The sequence below is a fragment of the Allocatelliglobosispora scoriae genome, assembly GCF_014204945.1.
Classification (GTDB): Bacteria; Actinomycetota; Actinomycetes; order Mycobacteriales; family Micromonosporaceae; genus Allocatelliglobosispora; species Allocatelliglobosispora scoriae.
In genome coordinates this window covers 334,801-354,691 of record NZ_JACHMN010000001.1, presented here as the reverse complement: position 1 = coordinate 354,691, position 19,891 = coordinate 334,801, and the positions used below count along the sequence as shown (strand labels likewise).

Here is a 19,891-nt window from a genome sequence, read left to right as displayed (position 1 = left end):
GTCAGACCCCTCTCGCCGAGGCCGGGGTGACCCGGGTCAGGATGATGTTGACCAGGACGTTGAAGACGACGACGAGGACGATGGAGACGACCAGGACGCCCTGGACGGCCGGGACGTCGCCGCGCTGCGCCGAGCTCGCGGCGAACTGCCCGAACCCGGGCATCCCGAAGATCGACTCGGTGACGACGGCGCCGCCGAGCAGGTTGGGGAATTTCAGGCCGAGCACCGTGACCGCCGGTCCGATGCCGTTGCGCAGGATGTGCCGGAAGAAGATCCGGCGCGGGCTGAGCCCGCGGACGACGGCGCCGGTGACGTAGTTCTCCGACGCCGCCGCGACCAGCCCGGCCCGGAGTTGCCGGGCGACGTCGGAGACGGTGTCGAAGCTGAGCGCGATCGCCGGCAGGATGATGTGCGCCAGCCAGAGCCCGGTCCCCCGCTCCGCCGGGACGTACCCGGCGGAGGGGAGCCAGCCCAGCGACACCGCGAAGACCGCCACGAGGACGATGCCCACCACGAAGGACGGCATGACCGAGATGAAGGTCATGACACCGGTGATGGTGCGGTCGATCCAGGTGGTCCGCCGCAGCGCCGCCAGGGTGCCGAAGCCGAACCCGAGCACCACGCCGATGAGCAGGGCCAGCCCAGCGACCGAGAGGCTGATCACCGCGCCCTCGGCGAGCAGCCGGGAGATGTCGGCCCCGTTGTACCAGCTGGTTCCGAGGTCGCCTGCGAGGACCTTGCCGAACCAGTCGCCGTACTGGGTGAGGAAGGGCCGGTCCAGGCCCCACTCGTGCTCGATGCGGGCGATCGACTCCGGTGTCGCCGACTCGCCGAGCTGCACCTGCGCCGGGCTGAGCCCGCTCAGCGACCGCAGCGCGAAGGTCACGAAGGTCGCCACCAGGAACACCGGGACGAAGATTCCGATCGATCGCGCTGCCACGGCGGCGGTGCGGCCCGCCGCCCGGCGAATGCGGGCCGCGCTCATGACGACGCCACCGTGAGGCCGGCCCAGTGGATCTGGCCGGGGATGGGGGTGATGGCGGAGACCCGCGGGCTCTTCACGAAGACGTTCGGGAACGAGTAGGTGAAGACCAGCGCCCGGCTCTGCAGCCCGACGCGGGTCGCCGCCTTCAGGTTCTTGGCGTAGTCCGGCGAGTCCAGCGGCGTCTGGCGCGCCAGCGCCACCGCGGCTTCGAAACCCTCCGGCTGGTACGGCGTGCTCAGGTTCAGCGGACCGTTGGGGCCGAAGTGGGCGGTGAGGGTCTGCACCGGCGATTCGCGGCCGGTGGTGCCGTAGACCGACAGGGTGAGGTCCTTGGCGAAGAACGGGGTGGACCAGTTCGGGTTGACCTTGATCGTGGTGGTGATGCCGATCGCGGCGAGCTGCGACTGGATGATCTCGGCCGCCGTGGACTGCGCCGGGATCACAAAATCGATCTTGATGTCACCGGGTGCGTATCCGGCCTCGGCGAGCAGCGCCTTCGCCTTCGCCACGTCGTAGGGGTACTTGTTCGCCGACTCCTCGTCGTAGGCGATGTACCCGGGCGGGAACGCCTGGTCGGTCGCCTTGCCGTAGCCGAAGGTGACCTTGTCGACGAACTCCTGGCGGTTGACCGCGTAGCGGACCGCGTCGACGACCTTCGGGTTGTCGAACGGCTTCTTGTTGACGTTGATGCTGATGTTGGAGGCGTTGTAGCCCGGTTGGAAGACCACGTCCAGCTTGGCCGCCTTCGCCGCCTTGATCTGCGTGGCGTCGAGGGAGGCGAAGTCGTAGACGCCGGTCTGCAGGCTGGAGACGATGGTGGCGGAGTCCGGTGCGGCGTGCACCTCGACCCGGTCGATCTTGATGTTCGCCGCGTCCCAGTAGTCCGGGTTCTTCTTCAGGTAGACGTGCGAGCCCGGCACGATCTCGGTGACGACGAAGGGTCCCGCGCCGACCGGGGACTGGTCGAGCTTCGCCGGGTCCTGCGCGGCCTTCGGGCTGGTGATCTGCGCGACGCGCTCGCCGAGCAGCAGCGGGATCTGGTAGTCGACCTGGGTCAGGTTGATGACGACGTCGAGGTCGCCCTTGGCCGTGATCTCCTTGATCGAGGTGAGGTCGCCGAAGAGCGCGGAGTTCTTCTGGGTCTTGGCGCGCTCGAGGTAGAGCTTGACGGCCTGCGCGTCGAGCGGCTCGCCGTCGGAGAACTTCAGGTTCGGCCGCAGGCGGAAGGTGACCTGGTCCCCGGTGGCGTTGTAGTCCCAGCTCGCAGCCAGGCTCGGCACCGCCTTGCCGTTCTCGTCGATCTCGACCAGCGACGCGTACGCCAGGGAGAGGATCCGGAACTGCGCACCGCTGCCGCTGACCACGGGGTCCCAGTGCGCGGGCAGTGCGATCGCCCACCGCAGGGTGGTCTCGGCGGTGGAGCTGCCGGTGCCGGTGGCGCAACCCCCCAGCGCCAGAGCCGCTGCGGTGGCGGCTGCGACGAGCCATCTCCTACGTCGTGTGGTGGTCATGGCGGTGCCTTTCTGAGGGGTGGTGTTCGCGGTCACGGCACGAGGCTCGGGACGGGAGCGGCGACGGGGGCGGGGACCTGCGGCTCGGCGTTGCGGGCCGCGGTGTGGACGTTCTCGGGGATCGGCAGGCCGAGGTTGCCGCGCAGCGTGGTCGACCGGTAGCCGGTCCGCACGACGCCGCGCTCGCGCAGGATCGGCAGGACCTCGTCGGTGAACCGGGCGAACTCGCTCGGCACGGTGATGGTGATGTTGAGTCCGTCGAAGGCGCCGGCCCGGAACCACCGCTCGATCTCGTTCGCGACGGTCAGCGGCGAGCCGACGAACGGGGAGCGCTGCGAGTCGAGCTGGTGCTGCACGACCTGGCGCAGGGTGAAGCCGTTCTCCTTGGCGAGCTGCTTGATCCGCTCCGCGTGGGTCTTGAAGCTGCGGTCGCCGAGATCGCCGAGGTCCGGGAAGGGCGCGTCGAGGTCGTACTGCGTGAAGTCGTGCCAGCCGAAGGGGCGGCCGAGCTCGGCGAGGGCGCGGTCGAAGCTCTTCGCGCCGAGGATCTGCTGCTCCTTCTCCCGCGCCAGCTCGTCGGTGTTGGCGAGGATCGGGCTGATGCCGGGGAAGATGATGACGTGGTCGGGGTTGCGGCCCTTCGCGGCGGCGCGCGCCTTGATGTCGCGGGAGAACGCCTGCCCCTGCTCGATCGTGCGGGAGTGGGTGAAGATCGCCTCGCCGACGGCGGCGCCGAGGTCGCGGCCCTCCTCCGAATCGCCGGCTTGGAAGATCACCGGCTGCCCCTGCGGCGAGCGCTGGATGTTCAGCGGCCCCACCACCGAGAAGTGCTCCCCCACGTGGTTCAGCGCGTGCTGCCGGGAGCGGTCGAAGAAGACGCCGCGCTCCTTGTCCCGGGGGAAGGCGTCGTCCTCATAGGAGTCCCACAGGCCCTGCGCGACCCGGACGTGCTCCAGGGCTCGGCCGTAGCGGGCGGCGTAGTCGTAGTGCTCGTCGCGGCCGTAGTTGCCGGCGGTGCCGCCGTCGCCGGTCGCCACGACGTTCCACCCGGCCCGGCCGCCGCTGATCACGTCCAGCGAGGCGAGCCGCCGGGCCAGGTTGTAGGGGTCGTTGTAGGAGGTGGTCAGCGTGCCGACGAGGCCGATGTTGGTGGTGTGCACCGCGATCGCCGAGAGCAGCGTGAGCGGTTCGAGCCGGTTGAGGTAGTGGTGGGGCGAATCCGGGGTGATGAACTGGCTGTCCACGATGAACACCAGGTCGAAGCCGGCCGCCTCGGCCTGCTGGGCGCGGGCGATGTACCAGCGGACGTCGACGCTGGCGTCGCCGGGTATCTCGGGGCTGAGCCAGGTGTTGTGCTGGCCCGGCCCGCCGACGCCGAGCAGGACGGCGCCGAGTTTGAGGGTGCGTTCGGTCACGGTGAAGCCCTTCGGGGTACGCCGCTACCGCCGCACGGAGGCGGCGGGGCGGCGGGATGCGTACGGAGGGTGCGAGTCATCGGCCCGCAGGAGGCGGACGGGACTCGGATCAGAGGCAGACGGCCCGCGACGGTGCGGACGGGCAGGGTGCGAAGCACACGGCGGCCGGCTCACTCGACCGGCGCCGCGGGATCAACAGAGCGTTGCGCCGCTGCGTGCGTTGTCGAGCCAGCGGCGACGCGTCAGCATCGGTTCCACTCTCGGGCTCATGGGTTGAAGTCTCACGGGTGACCAGGGCGGATGTCCAACGACGGATCGTGATGGCGACCCATCACGATTCGTGATGGATGTTCGAAACACGTGAAACTTCGTTCACCGCCTGTCTGTTATTGGTTCCTAAACTGATCTTCATGAGCCGCATCCTGGACATCGCCCCCCTGCGCAGCTTCGTGGCGGTCGCGGACTGCGGCGGTTTCCAACGCGCAGCCGCGGCGCTCTATCTCAGTCAGGGCGCCATCAGCCAGCACGTCCGCCGGCTGGAGACCGCGATCGGCCGCCCGCTCGTCGAGCGGCAGGGCCGCGGTTCGCGGTTCACCGGCGACGGCGAGATCCTGCTGCGCCAGGCCCGGCGCATCCTCGCCGTGCACGACGAGACGCTCTGCGAGTTCGGCGTCGAGCCGGAGCAGACCCTGGTGATCGGCTCGACCGAGCACGCCGCCGCGCAGCTGCTGCCGGAGCTGGCCGGTGCCCTGACCGACACGTTCCCCGACTGGCGGGTGCGGTTCCGCATCGACCGCGGCGCGCAGCTGCGCTCGGTGCTCGCCGATGGGCGCATCGACGTCGCGCTGCTGCTCGGCCCCGCCGACCACCCCGACGCGCAGGTCGTCGGCGAGCTGGAGCTGACGTGGTATTCGGCGCCCGCCTGGCAGCCGCCGCGACGGCGCGAGCCGATCCCGCTCGTCGCGTTCGACGCGCCCTGCGCACTGCGGACCCGGGCACTGGACACGCTCGCGGCGCACCGGCTCACCGCCGAGGTCGCCTGCGAGGCGGCACACCTCGCCGGGGTCCAGGCGGCGGTCCAGGCCGGTCTCGGTGTCGGGCTGATGGCGACCCTCGGGCAGACGCCGCAGGGTCTCGTGGCCCGCGACGACCTGCCCGCGGCGCAGCCGCTCGCACTCTCCGTGTGGTCGCGCCGAGGGCTGCGCTCCGAACTCGCCGCCGGCACCGCCGACGCGCTGCGCCGCCTGCTCGCCCGCACCGACGCGGGATCCGCCGCACCCGTTCTCGCCCTCCAAGGAGCCTGATGAGCATCCTGCACGTCCCCGCCGACTCCGCCGACGTCGTGCGTACGCCGAGCGGGGTGCTGCTGCCCGCCGACATCGACCCCTTCCACCGGCGACTGCACCGGATCGCGTCGGACGGGCTGGTCGCGCAGACGACGCAGACGCCGGGCATGCAGCGGCTGGAGGCGATCAGCGGCAAGACCGTCGGCGCCCGCAACCTGTGGATGGGCCAGACGCACGTCCCGGGGGCGACGAGGTCGGCCGACCACCACCATGGCGCGTCCGAGACCGCCATCTTCGTCGTCTCCGGCACCCCGGTCTTCGTCTTCATTGACCTGGAGGGCGAGGAGCCGGTGGAGACCCGGATCCAGACCGGCCCGGGCGACTACATCTTCGTGCCGCCCTATGTGCCGCACCGCGAGGAGAACCCGGACCCGGAGACCGAGGCGGTCGTCGTGATCGCCCGGACCACGCAGGAGGCGATCGTCGTCAACCTCGACGGCCTCGACTGGAGCGCGGTCACCCTGGCCTGACCTGGCTCTAGATCTCCAGGGCGCCCGGCGGGGTGGGTAGGTCCCGTCCACAAGCCGTACGGGCGATGACTCCGCCGCCCTCCACACGCAGGTGCGGACCCATGGCGGCGGGATCGACGGAGAGCTGCCGGGCGATCGTCGTGGCGGTACAGGTGTCCGGAATCGCATGGTCGAGTTTCAGCTGATCCCAGCGCGCCCCGACGGCCGCTTGGTCTCGGAGGTCGACGCCGTCGAAAGCGTCGGCCGGCAGGGCTGGTCGCTGGTCGGGCAGGAGGTATCCGGCCTCGGCGGGGTGCGGTGGCCCGATCTCCGTGTCGTGCTCGACGGCGTAGAACCTGATGACCGCGCCATGTTCGGCGATGCACCATGAGGTGAACCCGTCCCCGCAGCTCATGATGTATCCGTGCGCCGCACCGAAGACGCCGCTGAGCTCCGCGCACTGCCGCTGGGTCTGCTCCGCCCAGGTGTCGGGGTCGTGGTCGTGCGACGGCGTCCGGCCGAAGACCAGCGTCCACCCGTCCAGCGCGGGTGTGACGTAGGCGCGGGCGTGCCCTGAGTGATCGTCGAGGACGCCGCCGCTGTGGTTGTCGTGGTTCCAGGCAGACTCCCCCAGCCGCATCGTCACCGGGAACGGGTCGCTGAGATCCAGCGCCGCCAGCACGGCGGCCTGGTCGGTGGTGGGCAGGGCCAGCCATAACCCGCACAGGTGCATCGGGGCGGGGACCTCGGTGAGCTGCTTGACGCGGATCAACCGCCGCAGCGCCGCCTTATCGCGGAGGTCGAGGGCATCGGGGTCGGTGTCGGCGAGGGCGGTGAGGACCCGGGCCCGCAGCCGGCCAGGGCCGTCTCGGCGGATCCGCTGCAGGGCCGGCACCACTCCCGGGCCGAGGTGCGGCAGGGCCCATCCGGCTCGCTCGCGCACCTGCGGATCGGGATCGTCCAGCAGCGTGATCAGCTCTCCGGCATGCGGGAGGGCGCGCTCGCCGCGACCCTGCAATGTGTAGGCGGCGGCGGTGCGGACCCGCGGGCTGGGGTGTGCCAGCAGCCGTGCGACAGGAGCCAGGTCGGTCAGCTTGTCTGCGATGGAGCCCAACGCGAGCGACGCCTTCCAGCGGACCATCTCGGCTGGATGTCCGTCCAGCATCTCGACCACGGGGCCGAGCGCGGGCAGCCCGATCCGCCACAGCACGCTGGCCGCAGTCTCGGTCGCCACCGTCGACACGTCAGCACGCATCAGTGCCGCGACCGCCGCAACCGCGTCCTCACCAAGATCTATCAGCTCGGCCGCCGCAGCCTGGCGGACCGGTTGGGCCCCGGCACCGAGCCGGTCCAGCAGTTCGGTGATCTCCACCCCGGTACGGTAGTCCGCCCGTACGACGGCCGGCTCACCTGCCGTCGTGGAAGGACGGCAGGCGAGCCGGGGTTCGGCGGGCAGGTCGGGTCAGCTGCGGACGCTCTCGTCCGCGTGGTGGCGCAGGTGCGGCAGGTGCAGCTCCTCGGGCTCCGGCGGCAGGTCCTCGACACCGGCGCTGACGGCCTGCTCGTGGCGGCGGCGGGCCGAGGGCAGGGCGAGCGCGGCGAGGATCGCCAGGGCGGCGACGGCGGCGCAGACCCAGAACCCGGCGGTGAACGCCGTATCGGTGGGCAGGCCCTGCGGCGTGCTGTGCGAGGTGATCACGGCGGCGATGACGGCGGTGCCGATGCTGCTGCCGATGGTCCGGGCGATCGTGTTGACGCTGCTCGCCTCACCGGTCTGCGCGGCGGGCACGCTCTCGATGATGGCGTTGGACATCGCCGCGAAGGCCAGGCCGATGCCGGCACCGGTCAGCAGTCCTGAGGCGAGGATCTGCCAGATCGCGCCGTGCCCGAGGGCGGGCAGCACGAACGCGGCGGTGACGGAGACGACGCCGAGGAACATCGGCACCTTGGGTCCGTAACGGCGGTCCAGCAGCCCGGCGAGCGGGCCGAAGACGATCATCATCAGGACCGTGGGCAGCAGGAACAGGCCGGCCTGCGAGACCGACTTGCCGAAGCCGTAGCCGGTGATCGCGGGCAGCTGCAGCAGCGTGGGGACGAGGACGAAGGTCCCGAACATCGCGAATCCGAGGATCACGGCGACGATGTTGGTCGCCCAGACACCGCGGATGGCGATCAGGCGCATGTCGATGAGCGGCTCGGCGACCCGGCGCTCCACGAACACGAAGACGACCAGCGCGATCGCGCCGAGCGCCAGCAGGCCGAGGGTCTTCGGCTCGCCCCAGCCCCAGGACTGGCCCTTGCTGATGGCGAGCAGCAGCGAGATGAGCGAGACGGTCAGGATCGAGGCGCCGAGCACGTCGAGTCGGCCGGGCTTGCGCACCGTCGACTCCGGCATGCCGAAGATGGCGCCGAGCAGCGCGATGACGACCAGGACCAGCGGCAGCCAGAACAGCCAGTGCCAGGAGAGGTGCTCCACGATCGGACCGGCGGCCACGATGCCGACACCGGCGCCGACGCCGAAGATCGCCGAGAGCAGGCCGACGGTGACGCTGACCCTCTCCCGGGGCAGCTGGTCGCGGACGATGCCGATAGACAGCGGCAGGATCGCGCCGGCCGCGCCCTGCAGCACGCGGGCGACGATCAGCACGGTCAGGTTCGGGGCGAGCGCGGCGAGCAGGGTGCCGACGGCGAGGGTGGCCAGGACGCCGATCAGGACCTTGCGCTTGCCGATCATGTCGCCGAGGCGGCCGAGGATGGGCGTCAGCACGGAGGCGGCCAACAGGTATGCCGTGAGGATCCAGCTGATGTCGGCGGTGGAGACCTTCAACTCGTGCCCGATGGTCGATAGCGCGGGCGCGACCAGCGACTGCAGCACCGCGAACGCCAGGCCTCCCAGTGACAGGTAGAGCACCAGGAGCTTGCTGTTGACGGTGCGGGTGGCGGTTTGCATGGGTAGTCCTCGGAGCTAGATGTAAACGCTTGCTGACTTACTCCAGTATCCGCCACCGGAGGCCAGAGTCAACAATCGTTTACGTCACACTCGTAGCCAGGCGGTTGCGACCCGCTGGTCGACCATGCCAGGCCTGGTTCGATGCCCGTTCCGGACCGCCGACCTCCAGCGCGCGAGCGCACGCCTCGCCACGCCGCGAACTCCGGTCACCGCACTGACAACGGCCGTTCCGCTCGGCGGAACACTGTTTTGACCAGCATTCCGGAGCCATGGTCGCCTGAGGACTTCACTCTCGAAGGAGTCGAAATGCATCGCAAAGGATCTACTATCGGCCGACTGGTCATGACCGCCGCCGTGCTGGTGTCGGCGTCGACAGCCGTCGGAGCGAGCCCCGCCGCCGCGGATGCGGTCGACCTGTCGTGTACCGGCAGCCAGACTGCGGCCTACTCACCCGGCCTGACACTCACATCTCGAACCGTCACCGCCTCGGGATCCGGCTCGTTCTCCTGCCCGGTCTCCTCGGACCCCACGCTGACCGGCGGAATGTTCGCCATCGGCCCGTTCGCCTACACCGGCACGTGCGGCCTCACCGCCAACTCCAACGCCACCTACACCTACACGTGGAACAACGGCCGCACCTCTACCGTGCAGGTGGGTGTCTACGTCTACTCCACGCTCGGCGCGGTGGTGGCGACCTCGACCGGACCGGTCATCGCGGGCGAGTTCCTCGGCGACACCTTCGCTTTCACCTGGACCGGGACGAGTCCAGGCCTGACCGACTGCCTGACGACGACGGGCGTCACCGAGTACGCGGGTCCGATCACCCTCACCCTCACCTCCCCGTAGCCGTGCCCACTCCGTGGGTGCTGGCGGCCTGGCCCAGGTGACGCTATATCGGATATAACGTACATAACATCACCTTGGGCTACGAACAGGGGTGCGAATGAAGAGATCCAAGCTCCCGGAGCAGTGGTCGGTCCCGAGTGACGGCCGGGCCGGTGAGGTGTTGGTCGCCACGGCCGTGGAACATCCCCACCGCGGCGTGGTGGACTGCGCGGCGGCACCGCTCGTGGCTGCGAGCCTGCGTCGCCAGGGCATCCGCGTTCGCCTCCGCGCCATGACCGTCTCACCCGGATCAGCGGGCGATCTCGATCTAGCCATGACCTCCTATATCGGGCACGACGGGCGTGCAGTCGGGGTCGCTGCCGCAGCGGCGACGGGCAGTTCGCAGCTGCAGGCCGTACGAGCGGCGGTGGCGGAGTGGTCGGAGGTGTTCCGTACCCGCAGGGTCCTGGTAGACGACCGCCGGCCGGGATGCGCCGGGTCCTGGCGGGCAGCCGACCTGCTGGACCACGCGCTGGCAACGACTGACGGACCGGTGTTCGCCCTCGGCGAGTTCGCCACCGATCCCGAGTCCGGCACCGCGCTGGCGAGGCGGGGGTTGCTGTCGATCGTCGACCCGCGGGAGGTACCGCCGGGGGCGACCTTGGTCCTGCCGGCCTCCGGAGTCGCCGCGGCAGTCCGGGAGCAGGCGGCTGCGCGGCTTCTGCGTGTCGTCGACGGCACCTGTCCCCTGGTCTCGTCGGTGCGTGACGAATCTCGGCGGCGAGCCGCCGACGGAGATGTGGTCCTGGTGGCCGGTCGGTCCGGTCATGCCGCACTGCCGGGCCTGATGACGCAGGTTCCAGGAGCGGAGGTCCGGCTGGTGGAGACGGTGGCCGACGTGGCTGCACTGCCGCCGCTGGACCCCGCGGGCGTGTCCTACGTGGTGCAGCCGGGAGTGGACCTGTCGGACCTGGCACCCGTGCTGACCGCGCTGCGGGTGCGGTTTCCGCGGCTGCGCGGGCCGCACCCCGACCAGTGGTGCTACGCGGCGACCGACCGGGCGCAGTCCGCCCGTTTCCTCGCCGCTCACGCCGATGTGGTCCTGGTCTGCGGCGACCCGTCGGCACCGGACACCGCCGATCTGGTCGGGCTGGTGACCGCTGCTGGCGGCCGCGCCGAGATAGTCGCGGAGGTCGCCTCGATCCGGGCGGAATCCCTGCTCGACGCGTCCACCGTCGGCCTCCTCACCGCGGTGTCGGCCCCTCGCGCATTGGCCGACGAGGTCATCACCGTGCTGGGTGGTCTTGGTCCGCTGAGCGTCGTCCGGCAGACGATCTCGACGTCGGTCGGGCACACCGCTAGCGGCGCAACCGCTGCGCCCGACGGAGCAACGCCGCAGCCGGCGAGTGCCGCTGGAAGGGGCGCACCTTGCTCCGCATTGACGCCAGCGCACCATTGACCCGTCCGGATTCCAGATGCGGGTAGTCGTCCAGGAACAGGTCCCAGGTCTGGACGGCGCGGTCGAGGTGTCCGTTGGCCAGGTGGATCTCGGCGAGGCGGGACAGCAGGAATGCTCGGGACCGGCGCTCGCTGTCGGGACGAGAACGAAGCGAGATCTCCAGTGACGCCGCGGCCGCGGCGCGTTTGCCCAGGTGGGCATGGACGGCAGCCTCCTGGTGGGCGAGCGCGGCACGGTGATAGCCGCCCAGGAGGAGGTCGCCGGCGGCTCGCTCCAGGTGCGCTTCGGCGAGGCGCAGCTGCGAGAAGGCGGCGTGCCGGTCGCCGGTGGCCCCCTGCGCCACTGCCACCTGGCCGTGGAGGAACGCGCGGGTCACGGGCGGGACCGTCGAACCGCCCGTGGAGAGCGCGCTCTCGGCCAGCTGAAGCGCATGGGAGTAGTGGCCGAGTGCTCGGGCCTGCACGCTCAATGCGCGCAGCGACAGGGCGGCCAGTTCCGGGCGCCCCGCATGCCCGCCCAGCTCCCAGGCGGTCTGGTAGTACTTCTGGGCATCGCCGTGCAGCCCGTCGTCGAAGTGCATGAAGCCGCACAGGTAGCTCAACTGGGCGGTGACGGCGAGCAGCCGGTCCCGTACCCGAGCCGGTCTCCGCGCGTGCAGCAGGGGCGCGAGCGCGGCGAGGTAACCGGCGAGGGCCGTGCGGGCGCGCCCACCGCCGAACGCAGCGTCGGCGTCGGCGAACACCTCGACCATGAGTTCGACCGCCCTCACGTCGGCGGCCGATACGTCGGTCGCGACCGCTCGGCGGAGCGGGGCCGGCACCGTGCCCGCCGTGGTCGAGGCGGGTGACGACGCCGCACGGTAGACGAAGACGGACCGTCCCGGTCCGCCGGCATGGAGGGCGAGCAGGCTGCCTGCCGCGCTCGCCGCCCGGTCCGCCTCGTCGGCCAGTCGCGATCCGCCGCGGGTCAGCCCGGTCGCGTCCAGCGAGATGACCCTGCCCAGCCGCCGGGTGAGCGCCTCGGCGATCAGTGCCGGAACCGGAGCACGGGGACAGACTCCGGCCAGCCAATGCGCGACCGAGGTCCGGTCATAGCGCAGAACCAGGCCGATCTCGTTGCCGCAGGAATTGACGGCTTGAGCGAACGCGCCTCCGGTCCAACCGGCCTCCTGGACCAGTGCCCGAAGTCGGGTGTTGGGATTCAGCGGGGTCCGCATGACGACGATCCCTCCGACGGGTGACTTCCTCCGGCGAGTGAACACACGGCCGACTCGAACTCCTGGCGATCACGTTCGGCAGTACACCATGCATTTAAATATTGCAGTTTTCGATTGAATTACGAGATCGCTGCCATCAGGACCGACGCGTGCAACATGCCCGAATTTTCAACATCCCCGCACGTCACGACCTATGCGTCAGGGCAAGCGGCCATGCGTAACTTGTCAGGTCGGCCTGATCCGGTCGGATGGTTGCACCGCATGACGGGGCAGCAGCGGAGGCGGTGAGAGTTACGTGCGCTCTTCTGAGACCCCCGGTCGGCCGTCGCCGGTCGGCTCCGTCCCGGGGACCTCCGCCCCCGCTGGCACGGTCCACCTGTTCCCGGGACAGGGCGACTTCGCCGTCAGCTCGCTCGCCGCCGGCCTCCGCCGGAGTGATGCGCTGCGCCGAACGGCCGTGGCGGTCTTCGACCAGGTCGACCAGGTCGCTACCGAACGGGAGCTGCCGGAACTGGGGCCGTGGCTGCTCAGCGCGGACCCTCCCTCCGGCCGCGACCTCGCCGCAGCCCCCGCCGGCACGCCCCAGCTCGCGATGTACGGCGTGGCGGTGCTGCTCCACCAGGCACTGTGCAACGTGCGTGGCGTCCCCCGGGCCGTGCTCGGAGTCAGCTTCGGGGAGATCGCCGCGATGACCGCAGCCGGGATTCTGTCGATCAGCGACGGTGCCCGCATCGCCCATGACCTCGCGCGGATCCTCACCGCATGCCCCGGCGCCCTGACCCAGCTGAGCTGCGACGAGAAGACCGCCGAGAAGCTCATCGCTGCCGCAGACGCCTGGGACGTGGCAGTGGCCTGCGTCAACGACGACCGCGAGAGCATCGTCAGCGGTTCACTCGCCGGGTTGGCAGCCGTCGAACTCCAAGCCGAGAAGGACGGGGTGGATACCGCGCGGCTGCGACTCCCGTTCGCAGCACACCACCCGTCCTTCACGCCTCAGGCCGCGGAGTTCGCGCGCGCAGTGCGCAGCTATCCGCTGGGCGCCGCCCGCTTCCCGATCTACTCGGCGGTGGCCGGTCGCGCCTACACCTCCGACGACGACCTCGCCGCCGGCCTGGCCGACTGCCTGATCCGACCGGTCCGGCTGCCGGGCGTCCTACATCAGATCGCCGACCTGCGACCGACCGCGCTGTTCGAGGCCGGCACCGGCAGCGCGTTGTCCCGCAGCGCCCGCCGAGTGCTTTCCGACCAACCAGTTGCCATCCTGGCCCCGCTGGTGCAGTCCGATTTCCCCTGGTGACCACGAGACCCATCCGGAGTGCGTTATGCCCCTGCCCGCCACACCTCCTGCCGGATCCGCTGCCCTCGCCGAACTCGAAGACCTCCTGCACGGGCCGTGTGATCCCGGCTTCCTGTCCGCCCTGAGCCGGGCCCTGACGAGCGATCAGATGCCGGCCAGGCCAGATCTCGCCGACCGCGGCGACCGGCTGCCGCGCCGGATGCAGAGCCTGGCCCGGGAACTCCCTCCGGTTCGTGAGCTACTCGCCGACCCGGCCCTGATGGCAACGGTCCTGGCCTGGGTGACGATCGCCGAACCCGCGCTGTCCATGACCGTCATCGGCCAGAACCTGCTCTGTCTGGGTTCGATGATGCGGCTGTCCCCCGACCACGAAGCGCTCAAGGCCCAGTTCGACGCGCTGGAGTCCGGGCAGGTCCGGGGCTGCTACCTGGTCACCGAGGTCGGCCAGTCCAACAGCCACCTCGCCACCCGGACCCAGGCGGAATTCGATCCGCAGACCCGCGAGTTCGTCCTGCAGACCCCCGATCCGGTCGCGACGAAGTTCACCAACGTGGCCGCGGGCGGCGGGCCGGCGTCAGGGGTGGTGGTGGCGCGGCTCGTCGTCGGGGGCGTCGACTGCGGCGTGTTCTCGTTCCTGGTGGACCTCACCGACGACAACGGCCCGCTGCCCGGCATCAGGATCTCCACCGGTCTGGAGGTGAGCACGCTCCCGCTGGATTACGCGCAGGTCCGCTTCGACCGCTACCGCGTGCCGTATGCGCGCTGGCTCCGCGACAGCGCGCAGATCACCGACGAGGGAGCTTTCGAAGACCCGCTCGGCTCGGCGGACCTGCGACTGCAGCGCACCCTGTGCATCGGGCAGGGCCTGTGGGGTGCTCTGCCCGCCGCCGCGGCGGCCGTCTGCCGTCAATCCGCCGTCCTGTCGCTGCGCTACGCCCGGCAGCGCCGGACCCAGGGCCGGCTGGCGCCCGGAACCCCGCTGCTGGACTACCGCACACAGCAGCACGCGGTCCTCGGCGGCCTGGCCGAAGCATTCGCGCTGACCTGCTCGGCCGACCGCGCCCGAGTCCTCTGGGAAGAGTCGCTGTCCACGACAGACGGTGCGGCCGGTGGTGGTAGCCCCATGACCTTCTCCCCGTGGACGGCGGTCAGCCGACCGCTCTCCGCCTACAAGGCGCTCGCGGTCCGGACAGCGGCCCGGGTCACCGCCGACTGCCAGCGGCACTGCGGCTTCCCCGGCCACCTCGATGTGAATCGCCTCTCCGCCTACCACGGGTTCTTCCAGTCGTTCGACGCCGCGGGCGGAGACAGCCAACTCATCCTGTACGACCTGGGCCGCACCCGGACCGACGACGCCGACGACGAGTCGGCGGGTACGCCGTACCCGTCGAATCCGGCGGAACCCACCTGGTGGCCGGCGGTCATCCGGGTGCATGAGCAGCGCCTGGCTGAGCGGCTCCGTGGCCTGCGCGACGGCGGCGCCGAGACCGGGACCAGCGCGTTCCAGGCGTGGAACCCGCTGCTGGGGCGCGCCGGGGAACTCGGGGAGACCTGCGCCATGCGGCTGGCCGCCGACGATGTCGCCCGGACGCTGGCAGCGGTACGCGACCCGCACCTGCGCACCGTCCTCGACCGGCTGGCCAGCCTGCACGGTGTCATGACCGCACGCCGCTGGGCCGGCTCGCTGCTCACCGCCGAGACCCTCCGCGCGTCCGACTTGGCCGGACTGTCGCAGATCGCCGACGCGCTGTGTGACGAGCTGTTGCCCCACCTGCCGCTGCTGGAGGAGGCGTTCAGCTACCCCGCCGAGGTCGCCGGGGTGCCGCTGGCGGCTGCCGACTACAACCAGGCGCTGGTCGACACCCTCGAATGGCACCACGGGGAAGCGGCATGACCGCACATCCGCCGACCACGTCCATCGGGGTCCTGGGGACGGGCACCTACCTGCCGCTCCGGATCCGCACGAACGCCGACGTCGCCCGCACCACCGGGATGTCCGCCGAGTGGATCAGCGAACGCACGGGGGTGCACAGCCGCCATGTCGCCGCACCCGACCAGGCCGCGTCCGACCTGGCCGCCGCCGCTGTGCGCTCGGCGGCCGACGCCGCCGGGATCGACGTGGGCGACCTGGACCTTCTGGTGTGCGCTACCTCCACCCCCGACGAGCTCGGGCCGTCCACCGCCTGCCGGATCCAGGCCCTCGTCGGTGCCTCCCACGCCGTCGCGCTGGACGTCGGAGCTGCCTGTTCCGGCTGGCTGTTCGCGGTCAAGGTGGCTCACGACTGGCTGCTCGGCGACGACCGGGCACGCTACGCCGCGGCGGTCGGTGTCGAGGCGTACTCGAAGTTCCTCGACCCGGCCGACCGGGGAACCTCGGTCCTCTTCGCCGACGGGGCCGCAGCCACCATTCTGGGTCCTGTCTCAGCACCGAACGGCTTCGCCGACTTCGCCTTCGGCTCCGACGGCACCCTCGCCGACTGGGTCCTGATCCCCGGCGGCGGCAGCCGCCGCCCGGCCAGCGCCGCCACCCTCGCCGCGGGCGAACACCGCATCCGGATGGACGGGCGGGCCGTCAGCCGCTTCATCACCGAGGTCTTCCCCCGCCTCATCCAGGACACCGTCGACCGCAACGGGCTGCGGATCGAAGACATCGCCTGCGTGGTCGCCCACCAGCCCAACCCCGTCGTGCTGCGCCGACTCGGCGACCAGCTCGGCATCGCCGCCGACCGCATGGTCATCGTGGGCGACCGCGTCGGCAACATCGGCGCGGCCAGCGCCCCGTTCGCACTTGCCGAGGCCGCCCGCCAGTCACTGCGCCCAGGCGACCGGGTCCTGCTCGCCGTCTTCGGCGCCGGCATGACCTGGGGCAGCTCGTTGCTGACCTGGGGAAACACCTCAACGGAAGGGCATCAGCCATGACCATCGCCCACCTCTCCCGGCTCGACGGCGCCCGCGCGCTGATCACCGGTGCTTCTCGCGGCATCGGCCGCAAGGTCGCTGAGACACTCGCCGACGCCGGTGCGGATGTCGTCGTGTCCGCACGCACCCTCGGCGCACTCGACGACGTCGTCCGCGCCGTCGAGGAGCGCGGACGAAAAGCCGTCGCCGTCGCCGGCGACCTGGCCGAGCCGGGGACCGGGGCCGCAGTCGTCGACCAGGCCGCCGCCGCGCTGGGCGGGCTCGACATCATCGTCCACAGTGCCGGGATCGTGCCGCAGTCCGACGACGGAACGACGGTGCTCCTGCCGTTCCAGGACTTCCCGCCGGATCAGTGGGCGCGCGTCATCGACGTCAACCTCAACGCCACCGCCGCCGTATGCCGTGCGGCCCACCCCCACCTCCTCGGCTCGGACAGAGCCAGCCTGCTGCTCGTCTCCTCCTGTGCCGGAGTCATGGGGACTCCCCTGCTCGACGCCTACGCCGTCACCAAGGCCGCCCAACTGTCCCTCACCCGCAGCCTCGCCGTGAGCTGGGCCGGGCAGGGCATCCGCGTCAACGCCCTCTGCCCGGGCTGGACCCGGACCGAGATGACCGCCTTCGCCGCCGACCAGGCGCCCGTGTCAGAGTGGCTGATCAGCCACGTCCCGATGGGTCGATGGGCCGACCCGAAGGAGATCGCCGCCGTGGCGCTCTTCCTCTGCTCGCCGGCAGCCTCCTTCGTCACCGGGCACGCGCTCCTCGTCGACGGCGGGCTCTCGATCGCCGACGGCGGCCTGGCCGGCACCCCGAAGCCGCCGTCGCCGTTCGCCCCCGCATGAAGACGACCGGAACGCGCTCCGACGACGTCGCCGCAGTGATCACGGGCCTCGGCACCTGCCTCCCCGATCACATCCTCGGCAATGACGACGTCATCGCCGCCGGTGAGCTGATGACCACCGACGAGTGGATCCGCAGCCGTACCGGCATCCGGCGCCGCCGCCGCGTCGTCCCGGGCACCAGCACCGGGGATCTGGCAGTCGCGGCAGGCCGAGCGGCCCTGGACTCCGGCGGCGACACCCGCCCGGACCTGCTGATCCTGGCGACGAGCACACCGGACCATCGCTGCCCGGCCACCGCCCCCGATGTCGCGCACCGACTTGAGCTGGGCACCATCGCCGCCTTCGACCTCTCCGCCGTATGCTCCGGGTTCCTCTACGCCCTCATCACCGCCGCCGGGCTGATCCGCAGCGGAGTCTGCACGGCACCGCTGGTCATCGGCGCGGACACCTATTCGGCCATCATCAACCCGCGCGACCGGGACACCGCCGCGATCTTCGGCGACGGTGCCGGTGCCGTGCTGCTGCAGGCAGGCACCCCGGAGAGCCCCGGCGCGATCCTCGCCACCGACTGGGGATCGGACGGCAGCGGCAGCCCGCTCATCGGCATCACCGGCGGCGGTTCGCGGCACCCCGACAGTCCTGGACGCTACTTCCAGATGCACGGCAGGGAGGTCTACGCGCACGCGGTCCGCAGGATGACCCATTCGGCATACGCGGTCCTCGACAAAGCGGGCTGGCCCGCCGAAACCGTCGGCGCCTTCATCGGGCACCAGGCCAACCAGCGCATCCTCGACGCGGTCGCCGAACGCCTGACCATCGACGCGCCGCACTGCTTCGGCAACATCGGCGAGGTCGGCAACACCGCCGCCGCCTCCATCCCCCTGGCCCTGGCCGAAACCGCCGGCAGCGGCCTGGTCGCACCCGGCGAACGCACCCTCCTCACCGCATTCGGAGGAGGCCTGACCTGGGCGTCGGCCGCCCTCACGTGGCCTGCCGTCACACCACGCGCCCATCCGGGCCACTCGATCCCGGCCCCCGCACACACCTAGGAAGGAAGCACTCATGGACCGCGTGTATGAGCACCTCGCCACCGTGCTCGCCGATAAGTTCGAGGCCTCGGCGGAGGAGATCCAACCCCAGTCCACGTTGGAGGAGCTGGGTCTGGACTCCCTCGCCGTCATCGAACTGCACCTGACGCTGAAGGAGCACTGGGACATCCCCCTCGACGACAGCGGCACCACGGCCCAGCTCACCGTGGATGACGTCGCCCGCTCTGTGCAGATCCTCCTCGACCGGGCGGCCGTGGAATGACCAGTGCGTCGGCTGCGGTCGCCGTCACCGGCCTGGGCCTGGTCACCCCGGCAGGAGCCGACACCAGCAGCACCTGGGAACGGGTCTGCGCCGGGTTGCCGACCGCCGCACCCGACCCCCTGCTCGCCGGGCTGCCGGCAGCATTCTCCTGCCGGGTGCCCGACGACGGGTTGCCGCCCCCGCAAGGTACGCAGTCCTGGCGCCTGGACCGGGCTACCCGCCTCGCGCTGGCCGCTGCGCGGCAGGCGGTCGCCGACGCGGGGCTCGACTGCGAGACATGGCCGCGTGAACGCGTCGCCGTCGTCCTGGGGTCGGCGGCCGGCGGCATCGGCACGCTGGAGACGCAGCACCAGCGGATGCTCGAACACGGTCCGTCGGCCCTGTCGCCGCTGACCTTGCCGATGTTCCTGCCCAACATGATCGCCGGGCAGTTCGCCATCGATCTGCGGGCGACCGGTCCCGTACTGAACATCTCCACCGCGTGCGCCTCGGGCGCAACGGCGATCGGCATCGCCGCAGGGCTGCTCACCAGCGGAGTCTGCGACCTCGCCATAGCCGGCGGTGCCGACGCGATGGTGACCAGGCTGTGCTCCGCCGCGTTCGCCCGGATGGGCGCGCTGTCCAACCGGGGCCGCCGACCCCGCCGCCGCGTCGAGACCCTTCGACACCGACCGCGACGGCTTCGTCCTCGCCGAGGGCGCGGGGGTCCTGATCCTCGAACGTGCCGCCGACGCCATCGCCCGCCACGCCCCGGTCCGCGCCTTCCTGGCGGGATTCGCCGCGACCGCCGACGGCTACCACGCCACCCGACCCGACCCCCGGGGCGGCGGAGCGGAACGTGCTCTGCGCCAAGCCCTCCACCAGGCCGGTGCCGTCGCCCGAGACATCGACCACGTCAACACCCACGGCACCGGTACGGCGTTGAACGACACGGCCGAAGCAGCCGTGCTCGGCCGGGTACTCGCCGGACGGCACCCGCCGGTCACCTCCGCCAAAGGCGTCCTGGGACACACCATGGGCGCAGCCGGAGCCATCGAAGCCGCGCTCACCGTCCTCGCCATACAGCATCAACTCGTGCCGCCCACGGCGAACTTCACGCGGCCCGGACCCGACACCCGCGACCTTGACGTCGTAGCGGGAGCGGCGAGGCCGCACCGGATCGAACTCGCGGTGAGCAACTCCTTCGGCTTCGGAGGGCAGAACACGGCCCTCGCCTTCCGCTCGGCGACCTGACAGCGCGGATCGCGCGGCGACGAGACGCCACACGATCCGCGCGATCATAGTCACGCCACTCCGCGAACCATGCGGATTGTTTCTCAGGTTGGTTTATCGATGGCGGCGTTGTCGCCCTGGCGACGTACCGAGAAGG

The 19,891-nt window shown here is 71.0% G+C and carries 17 protein-coding genes and 1 pseudogene; 12 read left to right on the top strand and 6 right to left on the bottom strand.

The window, feature by feature from the left end; translation table 11 throughout:
* Position 1: 1 nt before the first annotated feature.
* Genes F4553_RS01535 through F4553_RS01525 form a run of 3 tightly spaced genes read right to left on the bottom strand, consistent with a single transcriptional unit; the run spans position 2 to position 3,911 of the window.
* Positions 2-985, bottom strand: a complete 984-nt coding sequence (locus F4553_RS01535; protein WP_184831129.1) for an ABC transporter permease — start codon at positions 983-985, stop codon at positions 2-4.
* Positions 982-2,496, bottom strand: a complete 1,515-nt coding sequence (locus tag F4553_RS01530; protein WP_184831127.1) for an ABC transporter substrate-binding protein — start codon at positions 2,494-2,496, stop codon at positions 982-984. Before F4553_RS01530 ends, F4553_RS01535 begins: the two co-directional genes overlap by 4 nt.
* A 32-nt stretch (positions 2,497-2,528) precedes the next feature.
* On the bottom strand, positions 2,529-3,911 hold the full coding sequence (locus F4553_RS01525; protein WP_184831120.1) for an LLM class flavin-dependent oxidoreductase: 1,383 nt from the start codon (positions 3,909-3,911) through the stop codon (positions 2,529-2,531).
* 410 nt (positions 3,912-4,321) lie between these two features.
* On the opposite strand from F4553_RS01525, the gene F4553_RS01520 reads away from it, so the two are divergent.
* Together F4553_RS01520 and F4553_RS01515 are read left to right on the top strand one after the other, a co-directional pair.
* Positions 4,322-5,215, top strand: a complete 894-nt coding sequence (locus F4553_RS01520) for a LysR substrate-binding domain-containing protein (protein ID WP_184831118.1) — start codon at positions 4,322-4,324, stop codon at positions 5,213-5,215.
* Positions 5,215-5,727, top strand: a complete 513-nt coding sequence (locus F4553_RS01515; protein ID WP_184831116.1) for a cupin domain-containing protein — start codon at positions 5,215-5,217, stop codon at positions 5,725-5,727. Before F4553_RS01520 ends, F4553_RS01515 begins: the two co-directional genes overlap by 1 nt.
* Positions 5,728-5,734: 7 nt before the next feature.
* On the opposite strand, the gene F4553_RS01510 is transcribed toward F4553_RS01515, so the two are convergent.
* A complete protein-coding gene (locus F4553_RS01510) occupies positions 5,735-7,078 on the bottom strand; it encodes a HEAT repeat domain-containing protein (protein ID WP_184831114.1) in 1,344 nt (447 codons plus the stop codon).
* Between the two features lie 90 nt (positions 7,079-7,168).
* Positions 7,169-8,656, bottom strand: a complete 1,488-nt coding sequence (locus F4553_RS01505) for an MFS transporter (protein WP_184831112.1) — start codon at positions 8,654-8,656, stop codon at positions 7,169-7,171.
* A gap of 306 nt (positions 8,657-8,962) precedes the next feature.
* On the opposite strand from F4553_RS01505, the gene F4553_RS01500 reads away from it, so the two are divergent.
* Complete coding sequence (locus tag F4553_RS01500) at positions 8,963-9,502, top strand: hypothetical protein (RefSeq protein WP_184831110.1); 540 nt, start codon at positions 8,963-8,965, stop codon at positions 9,500-9,502.
* Between the two features lie 97 nt (positions 9,503-9,599).
* A complete protein-coding gene (locus tag F4553_RS01495) occupies positions 9,600-10,940 on the top strand; it encodes a hypothetical protein (RefSeq protein ID WP_184831108.1) in 1,341 nt (446 codons plus the stop codon).
* Here the strand turns inward: F4553_RS01495 and F4553_RS01490 are convergent.
* The gene (locus F4553_RS01490) at positions 10,840-12,156 is read right to left on the bottom strand and encodes a tetratricopeptide repeat protein (RefSeq protein WP_184831106.1); all 1,317 of its coding nucleotides are present in this window, start codon (positions 12,154-12,156) and stop codon (positions 10,840-10,842) included. The genes F4553_RS01495 and F4553_RS01490 overlap by 101 nt on opposite strands.
* 295 nt (positions 12,157-12,451) lie before the next feature.
* Between F4553_RS01490 and F4553_RS01485 the strand changes: the two genes are divergently transcribed.
* The 8 genes and pseudogenes from F4553_RS01485 to F4553_RS40510 all read left to right on the top strand — a co-directional run bounded on the left by F4553_RS01485 (position 12,452) and on the right by F4553_RS40510 (position 19,755).
* On the top strand, positions 12,452-13,453 hold the full coding sequence (locus F4553_RS01485; RefSeq protein WP_184831104.1) for an acyltransferase domain-containing protein: 1,002 nt from the start codon (positions 12,452-12,454) through the stop codon (positions 13,451-13,453).
* A 25-nt stretch (positions 13,454-13,478) separates the two neighbouring features.
* Positions 13,479-15,347, top strand: coding sequence for an acyl-CoA dehydrogenase family protein (locus tag F4553_RS01480; protein WP_184831102.1), 1,869 nt, complete (start codon positions 13,479-13,481; stop codon positions 15,345-15,347).
* The gene (locus F4553_RS01475) at positions 15,344-16,372 is read left to right on the top strand and encodes a 3-oxoacyl-ACP synthase III family protein (protein WP_184831100.1); all 1,029 of its coding nucleotides are present in this window, start codon (positions 15,344-15,346) and stop codon (positions 16,370-16,372) included. Before F4553_RS01480 ends, F4553_RS01475 begins: the two co-directional genes overlap by 4 nt.
* Positions 16,369-17,211, top strand: a complete 843-nt coding sequence (locus tag F4553_RS01470) for an SDR family NAD(P)-dependent oxidoreductase (protein ID WP_184831098.1) — start codon at positions 16,369-16,371, stop codon at positions 17,209-17,211. Before F4553_RS01475 ends, F4553_RS01470 begins: the two co-directional genes overlap by 4 nt.
* Positions 17,208-18,260, top strand: a complete 1,053-nt coding sequence (locus tag F4553_RS01465) for a beta-ketoacyl-ACP synthase 3 (RefSeq protein ID WP_184831095.1) — start codon at positions 17,208-17,210, stop codon at positions 18,258-18,260. Before F4553_RS01470 ends, F4553_RS01465 begins: the two co-directional genes overlap by 4 nt.
* Positions 18,261-18,273: 13 nt before the next feature.
* The gene (locus tag F4553_RS01460; RefSeq protein WP_184831093.1) at positions 18,274-18,522 is read left to right on the top strand and encodes an acyl carrier protein; all 249 of its coding nucleotides are present in this window, start codon (positions 18,274-18,276) and stop codon (positions 18,520-18,522) included.
* A pseudogene (locus F4553_RS40515) lies at positions 18,519-19,097 on the top strand (beta-ketoacyl synthase N-terminal-like domain-containing protein); the annotation flags it as partial. The gene F4553_RS01460 and the pseudogene F4553_RS40515, both read left to right, overlap by 4 nt.
* A gap of 133 nt (positions 19,098-19,230) precedes the next feature.
* Entirely contained in the window at positions 19,231-19,755 is a 525-nt protein-coding gene (locus F4553_RS40510) for a hypothetical protein (RefSeq protein WP_312875107.1), read from the top strand.
* Positions 19,756-19,891: the final 136 nt, after the last annotated feature.